At 65.3% G+C, this 17,217-nt stretch carries 15 protein-coding genes; 7 read left to right on the top strand and 8 right to left on the bottom strand.

Annotation, left to right across the window (positions count from 1 at the left end; all coding sequences use genetic code 11):
• Positions 1-7: 7 nt before the first annotated feature.
• Positions 8-556: a type II toxin-antitoxin system PemK/MazF family toxin gene (locus ACZY0Q_RS03005; RefSeq protein WP_463914519.1), complete on the top strand. Its 549-nt coding sequence runs from the start codon at positions 8-10 to the stop codon at positions 554-556.
• A gap of 168 nt (positions 557-724) precedes the next feature.
• A complete protein-coding gene (gene rpsT / locus ACZY0Q_RS03010; RefSeq protein ID WP_056340153.1) occupies positions 725-985 on the top strand; it encodes a 30S ribosomal protein S20 in 261 nt (86 codons plus the stop codon).
• 118 nt (positions 986-1,103) lie between these two features.
• Here rpsT and holA read toward each other — a convergent pair whose 3' ends face one another.
• Both holA and ACZY0Q_RS03020 read right to left on the bottom strand, forming a co-directional pair.
• Positions 1,104-2,120, bottom strand: a complete 1,017-nt coding sequence (gene holA / locus ACZY0Q_RS03015) for a DNA polymerase III subunit delta (RefSeq protein ID WP_463914522.1) — start codon at positions 2,118-2,120, stop codon at positions 1,104-1,106.
• Positions 2,054-3,655, bottom strand: coding sequence for a ComEC/Rec2 family competence protein (locus ACZY0Q_RS03020; RefSeq protein WP_463914525.1), 1,602 nt, complete (start codon positions 3,653-3,655; stop codon positions 2,054-2,056). The genes holA and ACZY0Q_RS03020 overlap by 67 nt, the downstream gene beginning before the upstream one ends.
• On the opposite strand from ACZY0Q_RS03020, the gene ACZY0Q_RS03025 reads away from it, so the two are divergent.
• Positions 3,648-3,881, top strand: a complete 234-nt coding sequence (locus tag ACZY0Q_RS03025; protein WP_463914527.1) for a hypothetical protein — start codon at positions 3,648-3,650, stop codon at positions 3,879-3,881. The genes ACZY0Q_RS03020 and ACZY0Q_RS03025 overlap by 8 nt on opposite strands.
• A 171-nt stretch (positions 3,882-4,052) precedes the next feature.
• On the opposite strand, the gene ACZY0Q_RS03030 is transcribed toward ACZY0Q_RS03025, so the two are convergent.
• The 6 genes from ACZY0Q_RS03030 to ACZY0Q_RS03055 form a co-directional block, all read right to left on the bottom strand.
• A complete protein-coding gene (locus tag ACZY0Q_RS03030) occupies positions 4,053-4,943 on the bottom strand; it encodes a ComEA family DNA-binding protein (RefSeq protein WP_463914530.1) in 891 nt (296 codons plus the stop codon).
• A gap of 49 nt (positions 4,944-4,992) precedes the next feature.
• On the bottom strand, positions 4,993-6,018 hold the full coding sequence (locus tag ACZY0Q_RS03035) for a DegV family protein (RefSeq protein WP_463914533.1): 1,026 nt from the start codon (positions 6,016-6,018) through the stop codon (positions 4,993-4,995).
• Positions 6,019-6,075: 57 nt separating this feature from the next.
• The gene (gene leuS / locus ACZY0Q_RS03040) at positions 6,076-8,607 is read right to left on the bottom strand and encodes a leucine--tRNA ligase (protein WP_463914536.1); all 2,532 of its coding nucleotides are present in this window, start codon (positions 8,605-8,607) and stop codon (positions 6,076-6,078) included.
• Between the two features lie 387 nt (positions 8,608-8,994).
• The gene (gene glpK, locus ACZY0Q_RS03045) at positions 8,995-10,509 is read right to left on the bottom strand and encodes a glycerol kinase GlpK (RefSeq protein ID WP_463914538.1); all 1,515 of its coding nucleotides are present in this window, start codon (positions 10,507-10,509) and stop codon (positions 8,995-8,997) included.
• 46 nt (positions 10,510-10,555) lie between these two features.
• Positions 10,556-11,308 carry an MIP/aquaporin family protein gene (locus tag ACZY0Q_RS03050; RefSeq protein ID WP_463914539.1) on the bottom strand — a complete coding sequence of 251 codons (753 nt, stop codon included), beginning with the start codon at positions 11,306-11,308 and terminating at the stop codon, positions 10,556-10,558.
• A gap of 94 nt (positions 11,309-11,402) precedes the next feature.
• Positions 11,403-13,247, bottom strand: coding sequence for a glycerol-3-phosphate dehydrogenase/oxidase (locus ACZY0Q_RS03055; RefSeq protein WP_463914541.1), 1,845 nt, complete (start codon positions 13,245-13,247; stop codon positions 11,403-11,405).
• A gap of 91 nt (positions 13,248-13,338) precedes the next feature.
• On the opposite strand from ACZY0Q_RS03055, the gene ACZY0Q_RS03060 reads away from it, so the two are divergent.
• Genes ACZY0Q_RS03060 through ACZY0Q_RS03075 form a run of 4 tightly spaced genes read left to right on the top strand, consistent with a single transcriptional unit; the run spans position 13,339 to position 17,207 of the window.
• Entirely contained in the window at positions 13,339-14,313 is a 975-nt protein-coding gene (locus tag ACZY0Q_RS03060; RefSeq protein WP_463914543.1) for a sugar-binding transcriptional regulator, read from the top strand.
• A 10-nt stretch (positions 14,314-14,323) separates the two neighbouring features.
• Complete coding sequence (locus ACZY0Q_RS03065) at positions 14,324-15,193, top strand: aldo/keto reductase (RefSeq protein WP_463914546.1); 870 nt, start codon at positions 14,324-14,326, stop codon at positions 15,191-15,193.
• An 11-nt stretch (positions 15,194-15,204) separates the two neighbouring features.
• Positions 15,205-16,134, top strand: coding sequence for an alpha/beta fold hydrolase (locus ACZY0Q_RS03070; protein ID WP_463914549.1), 930 nt, complete (start codon positions 15,205-15,207; stop codon positions 16,132-16,134).
• Positions 16,131-17,207: a glycosyltransferase family 4 protein gene (locus ACZY0Q_RS03075; protein WP_463914552.1), complete on the top strand. Its 1,077-nt coding sequence runs from the start codon at positions 16,131-16,133 to the stop codon at positions 17,205-17,207. Before ACZY0Q_RS03070 ends, ACZY0Q_RS03075 begins: the two co-directional genes overlap by 4 nt.
• Positions 17,208-17,217: the final 10 nt, after the last annotated feature.

Below are 17,217 nucleotides of genomic sequence, written 5' to 3' on the forward strand. Positions count from 1 at the left end.
TTGCCCCATGCCTATCAACCTCCGCTCCTTGGCCAACGCCGTCCGGACCTCCGTCAGGTTCCTGCAGAAGTTCCGTTCCGACCCAAACCGATCTGCAGGATCGGGCGTTCCCAAGCCGGCCCGGCAGGCACCGCAGGCCAAGCCGGCCCCGCCCGGCGCCTACCCTGGCGACTTCAACGGCACAGCAGCCATCCGGTACGCCCCGCAGCCCGACGGCAGTCCAGACCCCGGCGAAATTGTGTGGGCATGGGTTCCGTACGAGGAGGACCACAGCCGGGGCAAAGACCGGCCGGTTCTCCTCGTGGGCAAGAACCGGCAGTATCTGCTGGGGGTGATGCTCACCAGCAAGGACCACGACCATGCCGGCAACGGAACCGGAGACTACGTGGACATCGGAACCGGCAGTTGGGACCGCCAGCAGCGGCCCAGCGAGGCGAACCTCGGGCGGATCCTGCAGCTCAGCCCGGACGCCATCCGGCGCGAAGGTGCTGTTCTGGACCGGAAACGCTACGATCTGGTGGCAGCAGGCATCCGGCGCCGACACGGCTGGAAGTAGGCCGCCAAATGGCCAGCTTCCGGGGGGTCTGCTATTCTATATAGCTGTGTGTCCGTGCAGGTCGACGGCCACTCATGGTTGGTCGCCATAGGTATCCCCACGCCGCTCAGTCAATGGCCAATCTGAAAGCCCTCTAGACCATTTCCGCATTAAAAAGAGAGTTCACACGTGGCTAATATCAAGTCCCAGAAGAAGCGCATCCTTACCAACGAGAAGGCCCGCCTGCGCAACAACGCAGTCAAGTCTGAGCTGAAGACGGCCATCCGCGCCGTCAACACCGCCGTTGAGTCCACCGACAAGGATGCAGCTGCCGCTGCCCTGCTTGTTGCCGGCCGCAAGCTGGACAAGGCTGTCAGCAAGGGTGTTCTGCACAAGAACAACGCAGCAAACCGCAAGTCGGCCATCTCCAAGAAGGTCAACGCGCTGTAAGGTTTCCAGTTCACCTGAACTGATGATTGTGGCCGGCACCCGATGGGTGCCGGCCACACATCTTTAAGCCATCAAGGCTTCCGTCAGGGCCACCGACCGCAGCCAAGATCAGCTGGAGTCAGTGCCCCCGCACAGAGGTCGCAATGATGGTCACGGCGTGTTCGACGGCATAGACAGGATCACGCGAAAGGCCCTTGACCTGGGCGTCGGCCTCGGCAGTGGCCTGGATGGAGCGGACCAGGCCCTCCGGGGTCCACCGGCGCACATCGCGTTGGGCCTGCTCCACAAGCCAGGGCTGCATGCCCAGTTCCCGGGCGATCTGCGCCGGAGACCCGTGGGCGCCAGCAACCTTGGCCACCGTCCGCAGCTTGGCCGCCAGCGCCGCCACCAACGGAACCGGATCGGCTCCGGTGGCCAGCGCGTGGCGGAGGGTGGAAAGCGCCAGTGGCCCGTTTCCGGCCATGGCGGCGTCCGCGACCTTGAAGGCCGTGGCCTCAATCCGGCCGCCATAGTAGCGGTCCACCAACTCCGGGGTCACCGCCCCCGTGGCATCCGCAATCAGTTGACTGCATGCCGCCGCGAGTTCCGAAAGGTTGGCGCCCACAGCATTGACCAGCGTCTGTACGGCGTCTGAACTGATCTTCCGTCCGGCGGCCCTGAATTCAGTTGCCACGAAGGTAGCCTTGTCCGCGTCCTTCTTCAGGGGCTGACAGTCCACTACCGGCCAGCCCCCGTTTTTGACGGCATCAAGCAGCTTCTTGCCCCGGACTCCCCCGGCGTGGCGCAGGACGAGCACCGCGTCCGGCTCCGGGCGGGCCAGGTAGGTCAGTGCGTCGGCCAGGAAGGCGTCGTTCATGCCTTCAACGCCTTCGACCTCGATCAGCTTGCGCTCACCGAAGAGTGAGGGACTGACGTTCATGGCGAGGGTCCCCGCTTCGTAGGTGCCGGCCATGAGGCGGCTGACTTCGACGTCAGGGAACGCCGTCCGCACCTGGGCGCGGATATGGTCCATGGCGCGGATGCCGAGGTATTCCTCCGGTCCGCCCACCAGGACGATTTCGGCAGGCGTCACGTCCCGCCAGGTGGCCGAGTTGGACGCCGAAGTTTTGGTTCGTATGGTCGGGGCTGCGGCCATGGTGGATTCCTCCCGGAAATTCTGGTGCAGTGTCTAAGCCTGCCACGGTGGGCCGCGGCCACCAAGCCGGCGCTATGCTGTGCGGTCCCACGCCGGCCTGACCCGGAGCGCTCGAAGGTGGCCAACACGTACCGTTCCACGAAGCCCAGCATCTGTTCTGTCCGGGAGTGTAGTGCCAGGACCCAACGGAACACCTGACGCGGCCGGACGGCGAGCCAGAGAATACCAAGCGTCAGCACGGAGAACAGCACCATAGTCAGGAGACCGAACGGGCCCTCGGGCCACGGCAGCGCGGCCCCCGGCAACCCGGCCGTAATCCGCGCGGTTCCTGCCACCCCGGCACTGAAAGTCCCGGCCACGGCGATCAGGACCGTTGCCAGCCACGGTGCGGCGACCACCAGCGGGACCGCTGCCGTTCCCAGCAACGTCACCGGCGCCACCAGCGGGGCTGCCATCAGGTTCGCAAGCAGTGAATAGGTCGAGAACTGGGGCTGCAGGAGCACTATCACCGGACCGCACAGCAATTGCGCGGAGAGCGGGACGGCCCAAGCCGCAGCCGCCCAGCGCGGAATCACCGCCGGAGTCCACTCAATCATCCGCCGTCCCAAAACGATGATGCCCAGAGTCGCGAGCACCGACAACAGAAAGCCAAAGCTGGTACCGAGACCGGGATCGATCAACAACAGACCCATCACAGCGAGGCAGAGGAAACTGAGTCCGCGGCCCATACGACCCCCTGCCAACGACGCAACTGCGATTGAACCCATCAACGCAGCGCGCAGCACGCTGGCATCCGGGCCCACCAGCACCACAAACAATCCCAGCCCGGTCAAAGCCAGCCCTGCCGCCGGGAACCGGGGCAGGCGAAGGCTACGTGCAGCAAGCAGCAGCGCGCCAAGGACCAGGCTGCAGTTTGCCCCAGAGACCGCGGTCAGGTGGGTCATGCCCACCGTTTTCATGGCCGCATTCAGCCCTTCGTCCAGGGCGCTGGTATCTCCGGTGACCATGCCCGGGAGGAGACCGGCTGGATCCGCAGCAAGGAAGGACGCACTGGAGACATACCGGACGCGAAGATCCTTCGCAACGAGCTGCCAGGCCGGGGCGTTGGCATCATCGAGTGCGGCGCTGCTGACCGTCCCGGAACCGGCCCGGGGTGGGAGGGAAGCCGACAAGACAGCGCTTTCTTGCTGGCCTGCGTCCGGCGCCTTCAGCTTCCCGGCCGTCCGGACCAACTGCCCGGGCACCAGATCTCCCCAGCCCTTGCCGCCCATGACCACAACTGGGGCTCGGGTGCGGATGACCTGGCTGCTGACCGTAACCTCCTGCGTCTGCGCCGTCACCGACCACCGTTCGGGCGGCCCCGAAGTTCCCGGGACGGTCATGGCCCGCGGGGATCCGGTCACTTCCAGGATGGCCACCACAGAGTTCCCGGCCGCGACAGCTTCGGCAAACGGCCCATCGTGGCGTTGCGACGAGGAGACGGCCGAATGGGCAGCGGCGGTCGCAGCCAGTAATAAGGCAACCGCGGTGGTCATCAGAAAGCTCCGCCGGCAGGACACCAGCCCCCTGCCGCGAGAGGCCCGGATCAACAGCAACGTGGCCAATAGCACCAAGCCGCTGCACAGCCCTACCAATGCCGCAGGCGTAAGCCAGACGCCCGCCAAGGCGGCACTCCAGACGAGGAAGGTGGGCAGCGCCAGCCTGACGTCCGTGCGCCGACGCGGCGCGTCCGCTGATGAAGTAGATCGCTCCTGGCCCTGAAGTTTCGTCCCGGCGCGTTCACCCAGCCTGCGGAGGTTTAACCCCACGGTTTGAACTCCAGTGGGCGGAGTCACGGCCGGCCTACCCACCGAAGCCGGGAAAGCGCCGGGAGCCCGCTGGCCCTGCACGGCTGAGTCAACAAAGCGGCTCCACTGGCTGCGCCCGGCCATCTCAGACGCCCACCAGGGGAAGGAGTGTTTCAAGCATCTTGGGACCCACACCGTCCACGGCGTCCAGCTCCTCGACGGACTTGAAGGCGCCGTGCTCCTTGCGCCAGTCCACGATCCGCTGCGCCAGTACCGGCCCAACCTTCGGCAGGGCGTCCAGTTCTTCGACGCTTGCTGTGTTGAGGTTGACCTTCCCCCCTGCTGATGCAGTCCCGCCGCCAGTCCCCTCCCCCGAGTCCCCTGGTGGGCCGGACGAATCGGCGGGGATTTCCTCACCGGCCTGGGGAACGAAGAGCTTTTGTCCGTCGGTCAGCACGGCAGCAAGGTTGAGGCGGTTCAGGTCTGCCGTGGGCGTACCGCCGCCGGCTGCGGCGACTGCCTGGTGAACCCGGCTGCCAGCGGGCAGTTGCACAACCCCTGGCACGGCCACGGCACCGGCCACATGGATGATGACTGTTCCGGCCGACGAAGTTTCCGATGGCAGCCCAGGCGGATCGGCCACGTGGGGCTCCTGGTCCTGGGTTCCTTCCTCCGTGGGGAGGCTGGCCTGGGATGAAATGTCGCTGAGTGGCCTGACTTCGGGCTGACCGTCAGCCACCTGTGACCAGAACCAGGCGCCGGCCAGCACCGCGAGTACGGCGATGAACAGAGCGACCCGCAGGCCCACCCGCCACCTCAGGGCCGGTCCAGTCCTGCCTGTACCGGCCGGGGACTCCTCAGCAGCCCCCGAAGTGGCGTCATCGCCGGAGCCGTGAGCATCGCCGTCGTACTCAAAAACCTTTGTGCCGCCGTCGGTGAGCAGAAGCCCCCGGCCAGCTCCGAGCGTGGACTGCAGCCGATCCCGGGCATGCCGGGCCCCCTGGCGTGCTGCTGCTCCAGCGTCCCGGCGTGACATGCACCCAACGCTAGGGAACCAAGGCCGCCGGTGACAGTCCCGGCAGTACCTATGTGGAAACTGCCGGCAACTCCGGTTCCGAGTTCGGCACAGTCAGGCCGCTCTCCCCCACGATCACCGCGAGCACGCCGAGCCCCGCGTGGGCTGCCAGGACGGCGGGCAGGGAGCTGATCTGGGCCGGCGGACAGCTGGGCAAGGCAGCGGACAACCGGGCTGCCAAAGCCTCTGCCTCCGCCGGATTCCCGAAGTGGTGGACGGCGAGGCGGGCCTGGCCGTGGGGGCGCGATGCGGCGTCCGCGGCGGCCAGCTCCTCCAGGCGGGCGACGGCTCTTACCGCTGACCTGACCTTTTCCAGCGGTACGATCTTGCCGTCGTCGACGGCCAGGATGGGTTTGATGGCGAACATGGTCCCCAGCAGCGACGCGGCGGCGCCGATCCGGCCGCCCCTACGGAGCTGTTCAAGGCTGGGCACGTAGAAATAGACCTTGGTTCGCGCGAACTGCTCAGCCGCCGCGGCGGCTACGGCTGTGATGTCGCTGCCTTCCGCGGCTGCCGCCACCGCGGCCTGCACACCCATGCCCAGGGCCATGCCCACGGTGGAGGAGTCGAGGACTTCCACGGGGATTGTCACCCTGGTGGCCGCGAGCCGCGCCGCATCCGCCGTTCCGGACAGGCCGCCGGAGATGTGGATGGAGACCACGCCTTCGAAACCCAGGCGTTCGGCGACCAGGAAGGCCTGTTCGAACTGCCCGGGCGACGGGCGGGACGTTTTGACCGAGGTGCCACTGGCGAGTGCCAGCGCAATGGTTTCGGTGATGTCGTCTTCGCCCTCGCCGTAGATTTCCGCGCCCACCATGACAGGCATCGGGATGACAGTCAGGCGGCCGTCACCGGTACACGAATGCACCCAGTCGGCCGGCAGCGCGGAGGCAGAATCGGTCACCACCGCGGTACGGACGACGACGGCGGGCGCCGCCGGGACTGGCGACGGCTGCGTGCCCTGGCGCGGCGCGGGACGGAGGGAAGCCAGACGCTCCCGAACCCATTGCCATGCGGCGGCGTCACGGTCAGGCAAGAGCGCCTCCTGGTCTAGGGCCGGCCGCCGGTTGGGCCCGGCGGCCGGTGCCCCGGGCTAGGCCGGGACGATGTTGACCAGTTTAGGCGCTCTCACGATCACCGTGCGGATGCCGCGGCCGTCAAGCGCGCGCTGGACGTTTTCGCTGGCCAGAGCCAGTTCCCGCAGTTCGTCTTCGCCGATCCCGGGCGAGACTTCGAGGCGGTCACGGACCTTGCCCTGGACCTGGACCACCGCGGTGACGGTGTCCTGGACCAGCAGCGCTTCGTCGTGTACCGGCCAGCCGGCGTTCGCCACGGATGCGGGATGGCCCAGGACGTTCCACATGTCTTCCGCGGTGTACGGCGCGAAGAGGCTCAGGATGACGGCAACAGCTTCCGCCGCCTCCCGGACGGCGGGATCCGCCCCGCCGGCGCCGCTGGCTGCATCGATGGTTTTGCGGGTGGCATTAACCAGCTCCATCAGCTTGGCCACCACCACGTTGAACTTGTTGGTGTCCAACAGCGCAGCGGCGTCAGCAATGGTGCGGTGCGTGACGGAACGCAGAGCACGGTTACCGGCGGTCACGTCGGCACCCGGCTCACTGGTGACGTCCTGCGCCAGGCGCCAGGCGCGGGCCAGGAACTTTGCGGAGCCCGACGGCGAAACGTCCGCCCAGTCGACGTCGTCCTCCGGCGGGGACGCGAAGATCATGGTGAGGCGCACGGCGTCCACGCCGTACTTGTCCAGCTGCTCACTGAGGTCCACGCCGTTGCCCAGCGACTTGCTCATGGCCTTGCCCCCGTTGAGGACCTGGCCCTGGTTCAGCAGCGCGCTGAACGGTTCGTCGGCGTCAATCATGCCGAGGTCGTGGATGACCTTGGTGAAGAACCGGGCGTACAGCAGGTGCAGGATGGCGTGCTCCACGCCGCCCACATACTGGCCTACCGGCATCCACTCGTTGATCTTGGCGGGATCGAACGGGCCCTCGGTGTACTGCGGCGAGACGAACCGCAGGAAGTACCAGGACGAGTCCACGAAGGTGTCCATGGTGTCGGTATCGCGCTTGGCCGGCCCGTTGCAGTTGGGGCAGTCAACATTGACCCAGGCTTCAGCGGCGGCCAGCGGTGACGTGCCCTTCGGGGACAGGTCCTCGCCGCGCAGGTCCGCCGGCAGCCGCACAGGCAGCTGTTCATCGGGAACAGGAACCTCGCCGCAGTCAGGGCAGTGGATGATCGGGATAGGCGTGCCCCAGAACCGCTGGCGGCTCAGCAGCCAGTCACGCAGGCGGAAGTTAACGAACTTCTCGCCGGTGCCCTGCTTTTCCAGCATGCCGATGGCGGCGGGGATGGCTTCTGCCTTCGGCAGCCCATCGAGGACGCCTGAGTTGATCAGGGTGCCCTCGCCGGAGGTGGCCTTGCCGGAAACGGTGGGGTCCTCTTCGCCGGTGTCCAGCACTGCGCGGACGGGCAGGTCGAACGTCTTGGCAAAGTCGAGGTCGCGCTGGTCGTGGGCGGGGACGGCCATGATGGCGCCGGTGCCGTAGTCAGCCAGGACGTAGTCAGCAGCCCAGACCGGCAGCTTTTCGCCGTTCAGCGGGTTGACGGCGTAGCGGCCGGTGAACACACCAGTCTTTTCCCGTTCGGTGGACTGGCGTTCGATTTCGGTCAGTGCCTTGACCTGTTCGCGGTAGGCGTCCAGGGCGGCGGTGTGCTCTTCGGTGACGAGTTCGACGGCGATCGGTGCGTCGGCGGCCACAACAAAGAACGTGGCACCGTAGAGGGTGTCCGGGCGGGTGGTGAAGACCGTGACGTCCTTGGCTGGCTTGACGCCGTCGGCTTCGATCACAAAGTTGACGTGCGCACCTTCGGAGCGGCCGATCCAGTTCTTCTGCATCGCCAGCACGCGCTCGGGCCAGTGGCCGCGCAGCTCGTCCATGTCATCGAGCAGCCGGTCAGCGTACTCGGTGATCTTGAAGTACCACTGGTTCAGGGACTTCTTGGTGACGGGGGTGCCGCAGCGTTCGCAGGCACCGTTGACCACCTGTTCATTGGCCAGGACAGTCTGGTCCTTGGGGCACCAGTTAACCGGGGAGTCCTTGCGGTATGCCAGGCCCTTCTCGTAGAAGCGCTTGAACAGCCACTGGGTCCAGCGGTAGTACTCGGGGTCCGAGGTGTGGACGCGCCGGGACCAGTCCGCGGAGATCGCGTAACGCTTGAACGACGCCGCCTGGGTGTCGATGTTGGCGTAGGTCCACTCGCTTGGGTGGGCGTTGCGCTTGATGGCGGCGTTTTCCGCAGGCAACCCGAAGGAGTCCCACCCGATCGGGTGCAGGACGTCGAAGCCCTTTTGCCGCAGGTACCGGGCCACAACATCGCCCATGGCGAAGGCCTCGGCGTGGCCCATGTGCAGGTCACCCGAGGGGTACGGGAACATGTCCAGCACGTAGCGGCGCTCGCGGGAACCATCATCCACCGGCGTGAAAACTTTGAGGTCTTCCCACACCTGCGGCCACTTGGCCTCCATCGCCGCGAAGCTGTAGGCACCCTCTTCGGGTGATTCTGCCGCCACTGCTGCTGTTCCGGTCTCTGTCTCCGGCTGAACGCTCACTGCTGCCCTCTTCTGTTCTGTAGTGGCATCGGTGCTGCCACAACGGTCTGATCCCTTCTGCTGCCGGCCCGTCAAACTTGCCCGGACACACAAAAGCCCCTCTCCATGGAGGGGCAGCCGCGCGGCATTCCGGTAGTTTCCGGACACCGGGCGGCTAGCTAAGCAGAAGGATCGCACGCATAGAACTACTTTAGCGCACCCGCCCCTCCACCTAAACGCAAGTCGCCACGAGCGGAGTGAAGTCACGTAGGGCAGCAATGGACGGCGCGCTGGCCAGTAAGCGGGGAAGGCGGCCCCTCGCCCGGGTGTGGTGGGCACCGCGAAGCGGGCGGGGCAGGGGCCGCCTTCCTCGCCGAGGTAAGGCGGCCCCTCTCATTCAACTCGGGACTACTTCACGTCCTCGTCGACCCAATCCATGGACTTCGTCACGGCCTTCTTCCACAGGCGCAGCTGCCGGTCCTGCTCGGCCTGGTCCAGCTTCGGTTCCCACCGCTTGTCCTCGGACCAGTTGGATGAGAGTTCGCCGAGGTCCTTCCAGAAGCCGACGGCGAGGCCGGCAGCGTAGGCTGCGCCCAGGGCGGTGGTCTCCACAACCTTCGGCCGGATCACGGGAACGCCCAGGATATCCGCTTGGAACTGCATCAGCGCGTCGTTGGCCACCATCCCGCCGTCGACCTTCAGCTCGGTGAGCGGGACGCCGGAGTCAGCGTTGACTGCATCCAGTACCTCGCGGGTTTGGAAGGCCGTGGCCTCCAGCGCCGCTCGGGCGATGTGGTTCTTGTTGACGAACCGGGTCAGGCCCACGATGGCGCCGCGGGCGTCCGAACGCCAGTACGGGGCGAAGAGCCCCGAGAAGGCCGGGACGATGTAGACGCCGCCGTTGTCCTTAACGGCCGCCGCTAGCGTTTCCACTTCCGGCGCGCTGCTGATCATGCCGAGGTTGTCCCGGAGCCACTGGATCAGGGAACCCGTGACCGCGATGGAGCCTTCCAGCGCATAGTGCGTTGGGGCATCGCCAAGCTTGTACCCGACTGTGGTGAGCAGTCCGTTCTTCGAGTGGACGATCTCCTCGCCGGTGTTGAAGATCAGGAAACAGCCGGTGCCGTACGTGTTTTTGGCTTCACCGGCCTCGAACGCCGCCTGGCCGAACGTAGCCGCCTGCTGGTCACCCAGAATGCCGGAAACCGGAACTTCGCGCAGCAGCTGGGAAGTGTGCACGGTGCCGTAGACCTCCGAGGAGGACTTGATGGCCGGCATCATGCTCAGCGGCACGCCGAAGATGCCCAGGATCTCCTCATCCCAGCTCAGCGTTTCGAGGTCCATGAACAGCGTGCGTGAGGCATTGGTGACGTCTGTGACGTGCACGCCGCCGTCCACCCCGCCGGTCAAGTTCCAGAGGACCCAGGCGTCGGTGTTGCCAAAGACCAGATCCCCGGCTTCCGCCTTGGCCCGGGCGCCGTCGACGTTGTCCAGGATCCACTTGATTTTCGTTCCGGAGAAGTAGGTCGCCAGGGGCAGGCCCACCTTCTGTTTGAACCGCTCCGGACCGCCGTCCTTGGCCAGCTCATCCACGATGTCTTGGGTCCGGGTGTCCTGCCAGACAATCGCGTTATAGACGGCCTCGCCCGTGGTCTTGTCCCAGACAACGGCGGTCTCGCGCTGATTGGTAATTCCGACGGCGGCGATGTCGTGCCGGGTCAGGTTCGCCTTGGAGAGGGCGGAAGCAATTACCTCGCGGGTGTTGTTCCAGATTTCGGCGGGGTTGTGCTCTACCCAGCCCGCCTGCGGGAAGATCTGCTCGTGTTCCATCTGGCCCGAGGAGACGATGTTGCCGCTGTGGTCGAACACGATGGCGCGGGTGCTGGTGGTGCCTTGGTCAATGGCGATTACGTACTGGTTCATGTTGACGTCCTTGTCTTGTTTTTGTGTGTGTTTATGAAAGCAGTTACTAGCCGGCGAGGGTAGGCATGATCATGGGCACCCAGAGGGCCACCAGGCCGGCAAGCGCTCCGCCAACCAGCGGCCCCACCACGGGAATCCAGGAGTAGGCCCAGTCACTTGAACCCTTGCCCTTGATGGGCAGGATTGCGTGTGCGATGCGGGGCCCGAGGTCACGTGCTGGGTTGATTGCGTAGCCTGTGGGTCCGCCCAGTGACACACCAATGCCCACCACGAGCAGGGCGACCGCCAGCGGGCCCAGGCCTGAGGGTGTCCCACCAAATGTCAGGATGACGAAGACCAGGACGAAGGTGCCGATGATCTCCGTGACGAGGTTCCACGGCGTGGAGCGGATGGCCGGACCGGTGGAGAAGGTTGCGAGCTTGTTGGCTGCCACGGGCTCGGCATCGTAGTGCTGCTTGTAAGCGGCCCAGCAAATGACCGCGCCCAGGAAAGCGCCAAGCAGTTCGCCACCGAAGTACGTGAACGTGGACGCGACGTCCACGGGGACGTCCTTGGCGTACTCCTTGCTGCCCTTAACCAGCAGGCCCAGCGTGACGGCGGGATTGAGGTGGGCGCCGGATTTGGCGGCAACAAAAACACCCGCGAAGACGGCTATCCCCCACCCCCAGGTCACCATCAGGAACCCGCCGCTGTTGCCTTTTGTGCCCTTCAGGGCAACGTTGGCCACGACACCGCAACCCAGCAGGGTGAGCATCGCCGTTCCGAAGACTTCGGAAAGAAAAACAATTCCCAGAGACATCATTGACTCCTCTATTTTCTATTTTGCGGTCCTTCGCGGGTTGAAGGACCGTTGAACCGGAGCGCTTTGACGCCCCGGCTGCAGCCTGGCCTGCCTAGGCCACCAGGCTGTGGATCTGCACGCCGTGGAGGCGCTCCAGCACCTCCCGGGCATGTTGGATCTCGTCCGCCCTGGTGGCCGCGTCCCAGCCGAGCGGGCCTGAAAGGACATCGGCTATCTCGACGAGGAGTTCACCGGTCACCAGCCCCCGGAAGGCAAGCGACGTACGCCGGACAAGGACATCGATGAGGTGCCCGATCTGCTCGTTCCGGGCCATGAACTCCAGCTCCCGGACACTAAGTTCACGTGTGGAACGGAGCAGCCTGTCCGGGCCGGCATCAAGGTAGCGGACCACGTCGTTTGCCCTCATGCCGTAGCGCGTCAGCAGGACAGCGGAGCGGTCCGCGTCCCGGCCGCTACCCGTGTGGGCCTTGATCCATTTCTGGATTCCGGCCTCATCCTCGGGGAAGCCGGCGCCGCCTCCGATGGCGAGTTTCGCCGTCGAGACTTTGCGTTCCATCCCCAGCTCGGCAAGCACATCATTTGCCATGTGCTCCGCCAGCGCCCGGAAAGTGGTCCACTTGCCGCCCACCAGGCTGAGTACGACGGCGGCTCCTGAGCCGGGTGCCCCGGCAGCCGGGGTGCGCCGTTCGATCCGGTAGTCGCGCGAGACAAACCCGGGCTGGGTGGCGTCGTGGCGTGGCAGCGGACGGACGCCGGAGAACGTGTAGACGATCTGGTCACGCTGCACGCTGATGTCCGGGAAGACGTGGCCGATCAGGTTGAAGAAGTACTCGATCTCCTCGTCCGTGCACACGGCGTCCTGCGTCATGTCGGCGTTGATATCAGTGGTTCCCACCAGGACCCGGTCGCCCATGGGGTAGATGAGGACGATTCTGCCGTCCGTGTGTTCAAAGAAGATCTCCCGGCCCTTGCAGGCCTCGAGCAGGACCGGGTGGTCGAGCACAATGTGTGATCCCTTGGTGCCGCCCATAAAGGCCGACGCCGCCCCCATTGCTTCGTTGGTCAGGTCCACCCAGGCGCCGGTGGTGTTGACGATGACGTCCGCCGTGAAATCGAACAGCTCGCCTGTCAGTTCGTCGCGGAGTTGGACCGTAGTGCCGGACTGGCTGGGGGCCCCGCCGAGAGAATGAAGTGCGAGGTAGTTGCTGGCCCGGGCTGTTGAGCCATTCGGGCCGCCGTTGCCTTTGCCTGCCTTTTCGCCGTCCTGGAGTACATCGAGCGTGAGCCGCTCGGGGTTGTGGACAGAGGCGTCGAAGTAGGTGGCAGCGTATTTGATGCCGGGGTGCAGTTGCGGCAGTTCGGCAAGGGCCCGCTTCCGTCCGCGGAACTGGTGGCGCGGCACGGCGCCGCCGTCGCGGGAAAACGAGTCGTACATGCTCAGACCCAGTTTGATCAGGAACGCACCACGCTCCTTGGGCTTGCCCTGCTGCTTGTGCGTGAGGAACCGCAAGGGTGCGGACAGGACGCCCGAAAAGGTGCTGAAGATGGGGATGGTCGTCTGGAGGGGCTTCACATAGTGCGGTGCGATCCGCAGGAGGCGGTTGCGTTCCACCACGGATTCCCGGACAAGGCGGAATTCCCCGTTTTCCAGATATCGGATGCCGCCATGAATCATGTGTGAGGACGCACCGCTGGCACCCTGGCAGTAGTCGCCACGCTCCACCAGGGCCACGTCCACTCCCTGCAGGGCGAGGTCGCGGAAAGTTCCCACGCCGTTGATGCCACCGCCGATGATCAAGACCTTGGCGTGCGGACGATTCCGCAGACCCTGCACCGACGTGCGCGGCACCGGGCTGTGGGCGGGCGTGGCTCCGCTGTGGCTGAATGAATCTCTGATTCCCAAAACTGCTCCCTGGGTTTGTTGGCGTGCGGGCATCCGCCGGACGCCACGTCGTTCTTCAACTATTGTTTGGAGTAATGGAAAATGGAGTCAAGCACTATGCACAAACGTGCAGAATGGAATCCGAATGACGCCTTCCCGGCACTCAGATGCGCTCAGGGCTGCACAGATGTATTACCTCCAGGACCTGACCATGGACGCGATCGCCCGCGAACTGCGGACGTCCCGGTCCACCGTCTCCAGGCTCTTGTCGGCCGCCAGGGATACGGGTTTGGTCCAGATCCAGATCCGCAACCCGCTCGATACCGGCCCCGAACTCGAAAGCATGATCAGGCGGGAATACAGCGTGGACGTGCACGTGGTTCCGGTGGTGGAGTCCCTGAACGAGGCGGAAACCTTGGACCGGGTGGCTATCCAGGCGGCACGAACCATCGGCCCCCTGGTGGATTCCAATGCGATCATCGGCGTCGCCTGGGGATCAACGCTCAGTGCCGTCAGCAGGCACCTCACCCGCAAGATCACGCACGATACCGTGGTGGTCCAGTTGAACGGCGCCGGCAACATGCACACCACCGGCATCACCTACGCGAGTGACATCATGCGCCGCTTCGGAAGTGCGTACGGCGCCCGCGTAGAGCAGTTCCCCGTTCCAGCCTTTTTTGACCATGCGGCCACCAAAACCGCCATGTGGAATGAGCGCAGCGTGCAGCGCATCCTGGACCTGCAGGCCCGGATGAGCATCGCCATCTTCGGCGTTGGATCCGTGCACGCCGACTACCCGAGTCACGTCTACGCGGGTGGCTACCTGGACGAAAGCGACCTCAACGTGCTTGCCCATTCTGATGTTGTGGGTGACGTCGCCACGGTCTTTTTCCGGCGTGACGGATCCTCCGACGGCATCGTCCTGAACGAACGCTCCACGGGCCCGGCGCTCTCACAGCTGCGCCAGGTCCGGCGCCGGATCTGCGTGGTCTCCGGGGCATCGAAGATCAACGGCCTGCGGGGCGCCCTGTCCGCCGGGCTCGCCACCGATCTGATCGTGGATGAAGCCACCGCGCGCCGCTTGGTGGGCTTTGGCGGTGTCGCCTGGCCCAATGGGTAAAGTCAATGCTATGAAAACCTCACCCCGGCTCAGCCTTAACAACGGTGTGCTGATCGACCAGTTGGGATTCGGGCTGTACAAAGTTCCGGCAACGGAAGCCTCCGGACTGGTGGCCGCGGCCCTGGGCACCGGTTACCGCCACTTTGATACGGCAGCCATGTACGGCAACGAAACCGGCGTGGCGCGCGGACTCGGCCCCGCCATGGATTCCGAAGGCAGAAGCGGTGGTTCGGGGGAATCCTCGCCTGGCCTGCGGCGCGAGGACGTATTCATCACCACGAAGGTCTGGAACGATGACCAGGGGTACGACGCAACCCTCCGTGCCTTCGATACCTCCATGGTCAACCTCGGCCTGGACTATGTGGACATGTACCTGATCCACTGGCCCTGCGCCAAGCGGGAACTGTTCACCGATACGTACCGCGCCCTCGAAACTCTGTACCGCGAAGGGAAGGTCCGGGCCATCGGTGTCTGCAACTTCCAGCCGGTGCACCTGGACCACCTGCTCGAGAGCGCCGAGGTGGTGCCCGCCGTGAACCAGATTGAACTGCACCCGTGGCTCCAGCAGACGGAACTCAGGGAGAAGCACCACGCCCTGGCCATCCGGACCGAAGCCTGGAGCCCACTGGGGCGCGGACACGTGCTGTCGGATCCCGTGGTCCTGGCCCTGGCGGCCGAGCACGGCCGGACTGCGGCCCAGATCATTCTTCGGTGGCATATCCAGCTCGGGAACATCGCCATCCCGAAGGCAAGCTCCGAGTCCCGGATCCGGGAAAACCTGGACGTCTTCGGCTTTGAACTTTCAGACCGCGACATGGCAGCCCTGGTTGAGCTTGACCGCGGGCAGCGCACCGGGTCCCACCCGGACAACGTCAACTAGGACCGAGGCTCATGAAATCCACCGCTCAACAGCCATCCCCGGCGCCCTCGTTCTTCAGCGCCGGCCTGGCGTCCCGCACCCGTGCCGCAGACATCGTGATCAACGGCAGCGCCGTGGCGTACTGGACGTACGAACCCGTCCAGCCCTCACCTGAGACCCGCACCATCCTGGTCATCCACGGCTTCCGCGGCGACCACCACGGCCTTCTCCGGGTGGCTGACCAGTTGCCGGAAATGCGCATCATCATGCCGGACCTGCCAGGGTTCGGCAGTTCCGCCGCGTTCGCCTCCGGCAAACATTCGGTGCAGCAGTACGGCACCTTTGTCACGGACTTCATGGCGGCGCTGGGCCTTGGTCCGGACACCGTGCTCCTGGGGCACTCCTTCGGCTCGATCGTGGCCGCCCATTTTGTGGCGACCCACCCGGGTGCCATCACACCGCTGATCCTGATCAATCCCATCGCCGCGCCCGCGCTGGAAGGCCCCAAGGGGATCATGACCAAGCTGGCCGTCCTCTACTACCGGCTGGCAGCCCGGCTCCCCCGCCCGCTGGGCCTGGCACTGTTGCGCAGTCCGCTGATTGTCAGGGTCATGAGCGAGGCCATGGCCAAGACGCCTGACAAAGAGCTGCGCCGATTCATCCACGGCCAGCACCATGCCTATTTCAGTGCGTTCTCGAACCGGGAGAGCCTCCTCGAATCGTTCACAGCCTCGGTCAGCGGCCATGTGGCCGAAGTTGCCGGGAAGCTGGAACTGCCGGTGCTCCTGGTGGCCGGTGAAAAGGACGAGATTGCCACCCTGCCCGACCAGCACCGCCTCGCCACGCTCCTCCCCGACGGTGTCCTCCAAGTCATTCCCGGCGTCGGCCACCTGATCCATTACGAAACGCCGGGCCCTGCCGCCGGTTTCATCCGCAGCTTCCTTAAGGACCACCCCGCGTGAAGATTGTCATCGATGCACGATTCACCCGGACCGACCACCATGACGGCATCAGCCGTTACGGGGCGAGCCTTATAGCGGCCACTGCGAAGGTGGCCGATGTTTCCATGCTGATCAGCGACATGCGCCAGCTGGCGCTTCTCCCGGATGTTCCGTACACGCTGATCAACAGTCCGCTGTCCCCGCTGGAGTTGTTCGTGGCCCGCAGGATCAACCCCTTGGGGGCCGATGTTGTGGTGTGCCCTATGCAGACCATGGGCAGCTGGGGGCGCAAGTACGGCCTGGTCCTGACCCTGCATGACCTCATCTACTACGAGCACCCCGCTCCCCCGGGATTCCTGCCGGCGCCGGTCCGTGTCCTGTGGCGCCTGTATCATAAGGCGTTCTGGCCGCAGCGCGTCCTCCTCAACCGGGCGGACACCGTGGCCACGATCAGCCGGACCACTGAAGCCCTGATGGCCAAGTACAGGCTCACCCGGAGGCCGGTGCGGATTATCAGCAACGCCCCGCAGCCCGCGCAGGACCCGCGCGATCCTGCTGCCGGTGCAGAACATTCACTCGTGTACATGGGCTCGTTTATGCCCTACAAAAACGTTGAAACGATGGTGGCCGGGATGTCTGAGCTGCCCGATTTCACCCTTCACCTGCTGAGCAGGATCACCGCGGAACGCCGGGCCGAGCTGGAGATCATGGTTCCGCCTGGCGCCAAGGTGGTCTTCCACAACGGGGTCACCGACGACGAATACGCCGTCCTGCTCAAGCGGGCCACCGCACTGGTGAGCCTCTCCCGCGCCGAAGGATACGGTCTCCCGCTGGTGGAGGCCATGGCCCTCGGCACCCCGGTCATCGCCAGCGACATCCCGATTTTCCGGGAAGTGGGCGGTGACGCGGCAACGTACGTTGATCCAGCGTCCCCGGCAGAGTTTGCCGCGGCAGTGCAGAAACTACGCGACGACGCCCACTGGCAGCAGGCGTCGCGCCGTTCCGTTGTTCGTGCCCAGGAGTTCAGCTGGGACGAATCCGCGCAGCAGCTGGTGGACGTGGCCCACGACATCATGGCGCGCCGCCGCCCCTGAAGCCGCCAGT

Source organism: Pseudarthrobacter lactosi (genome assembly GCF_055412785.1).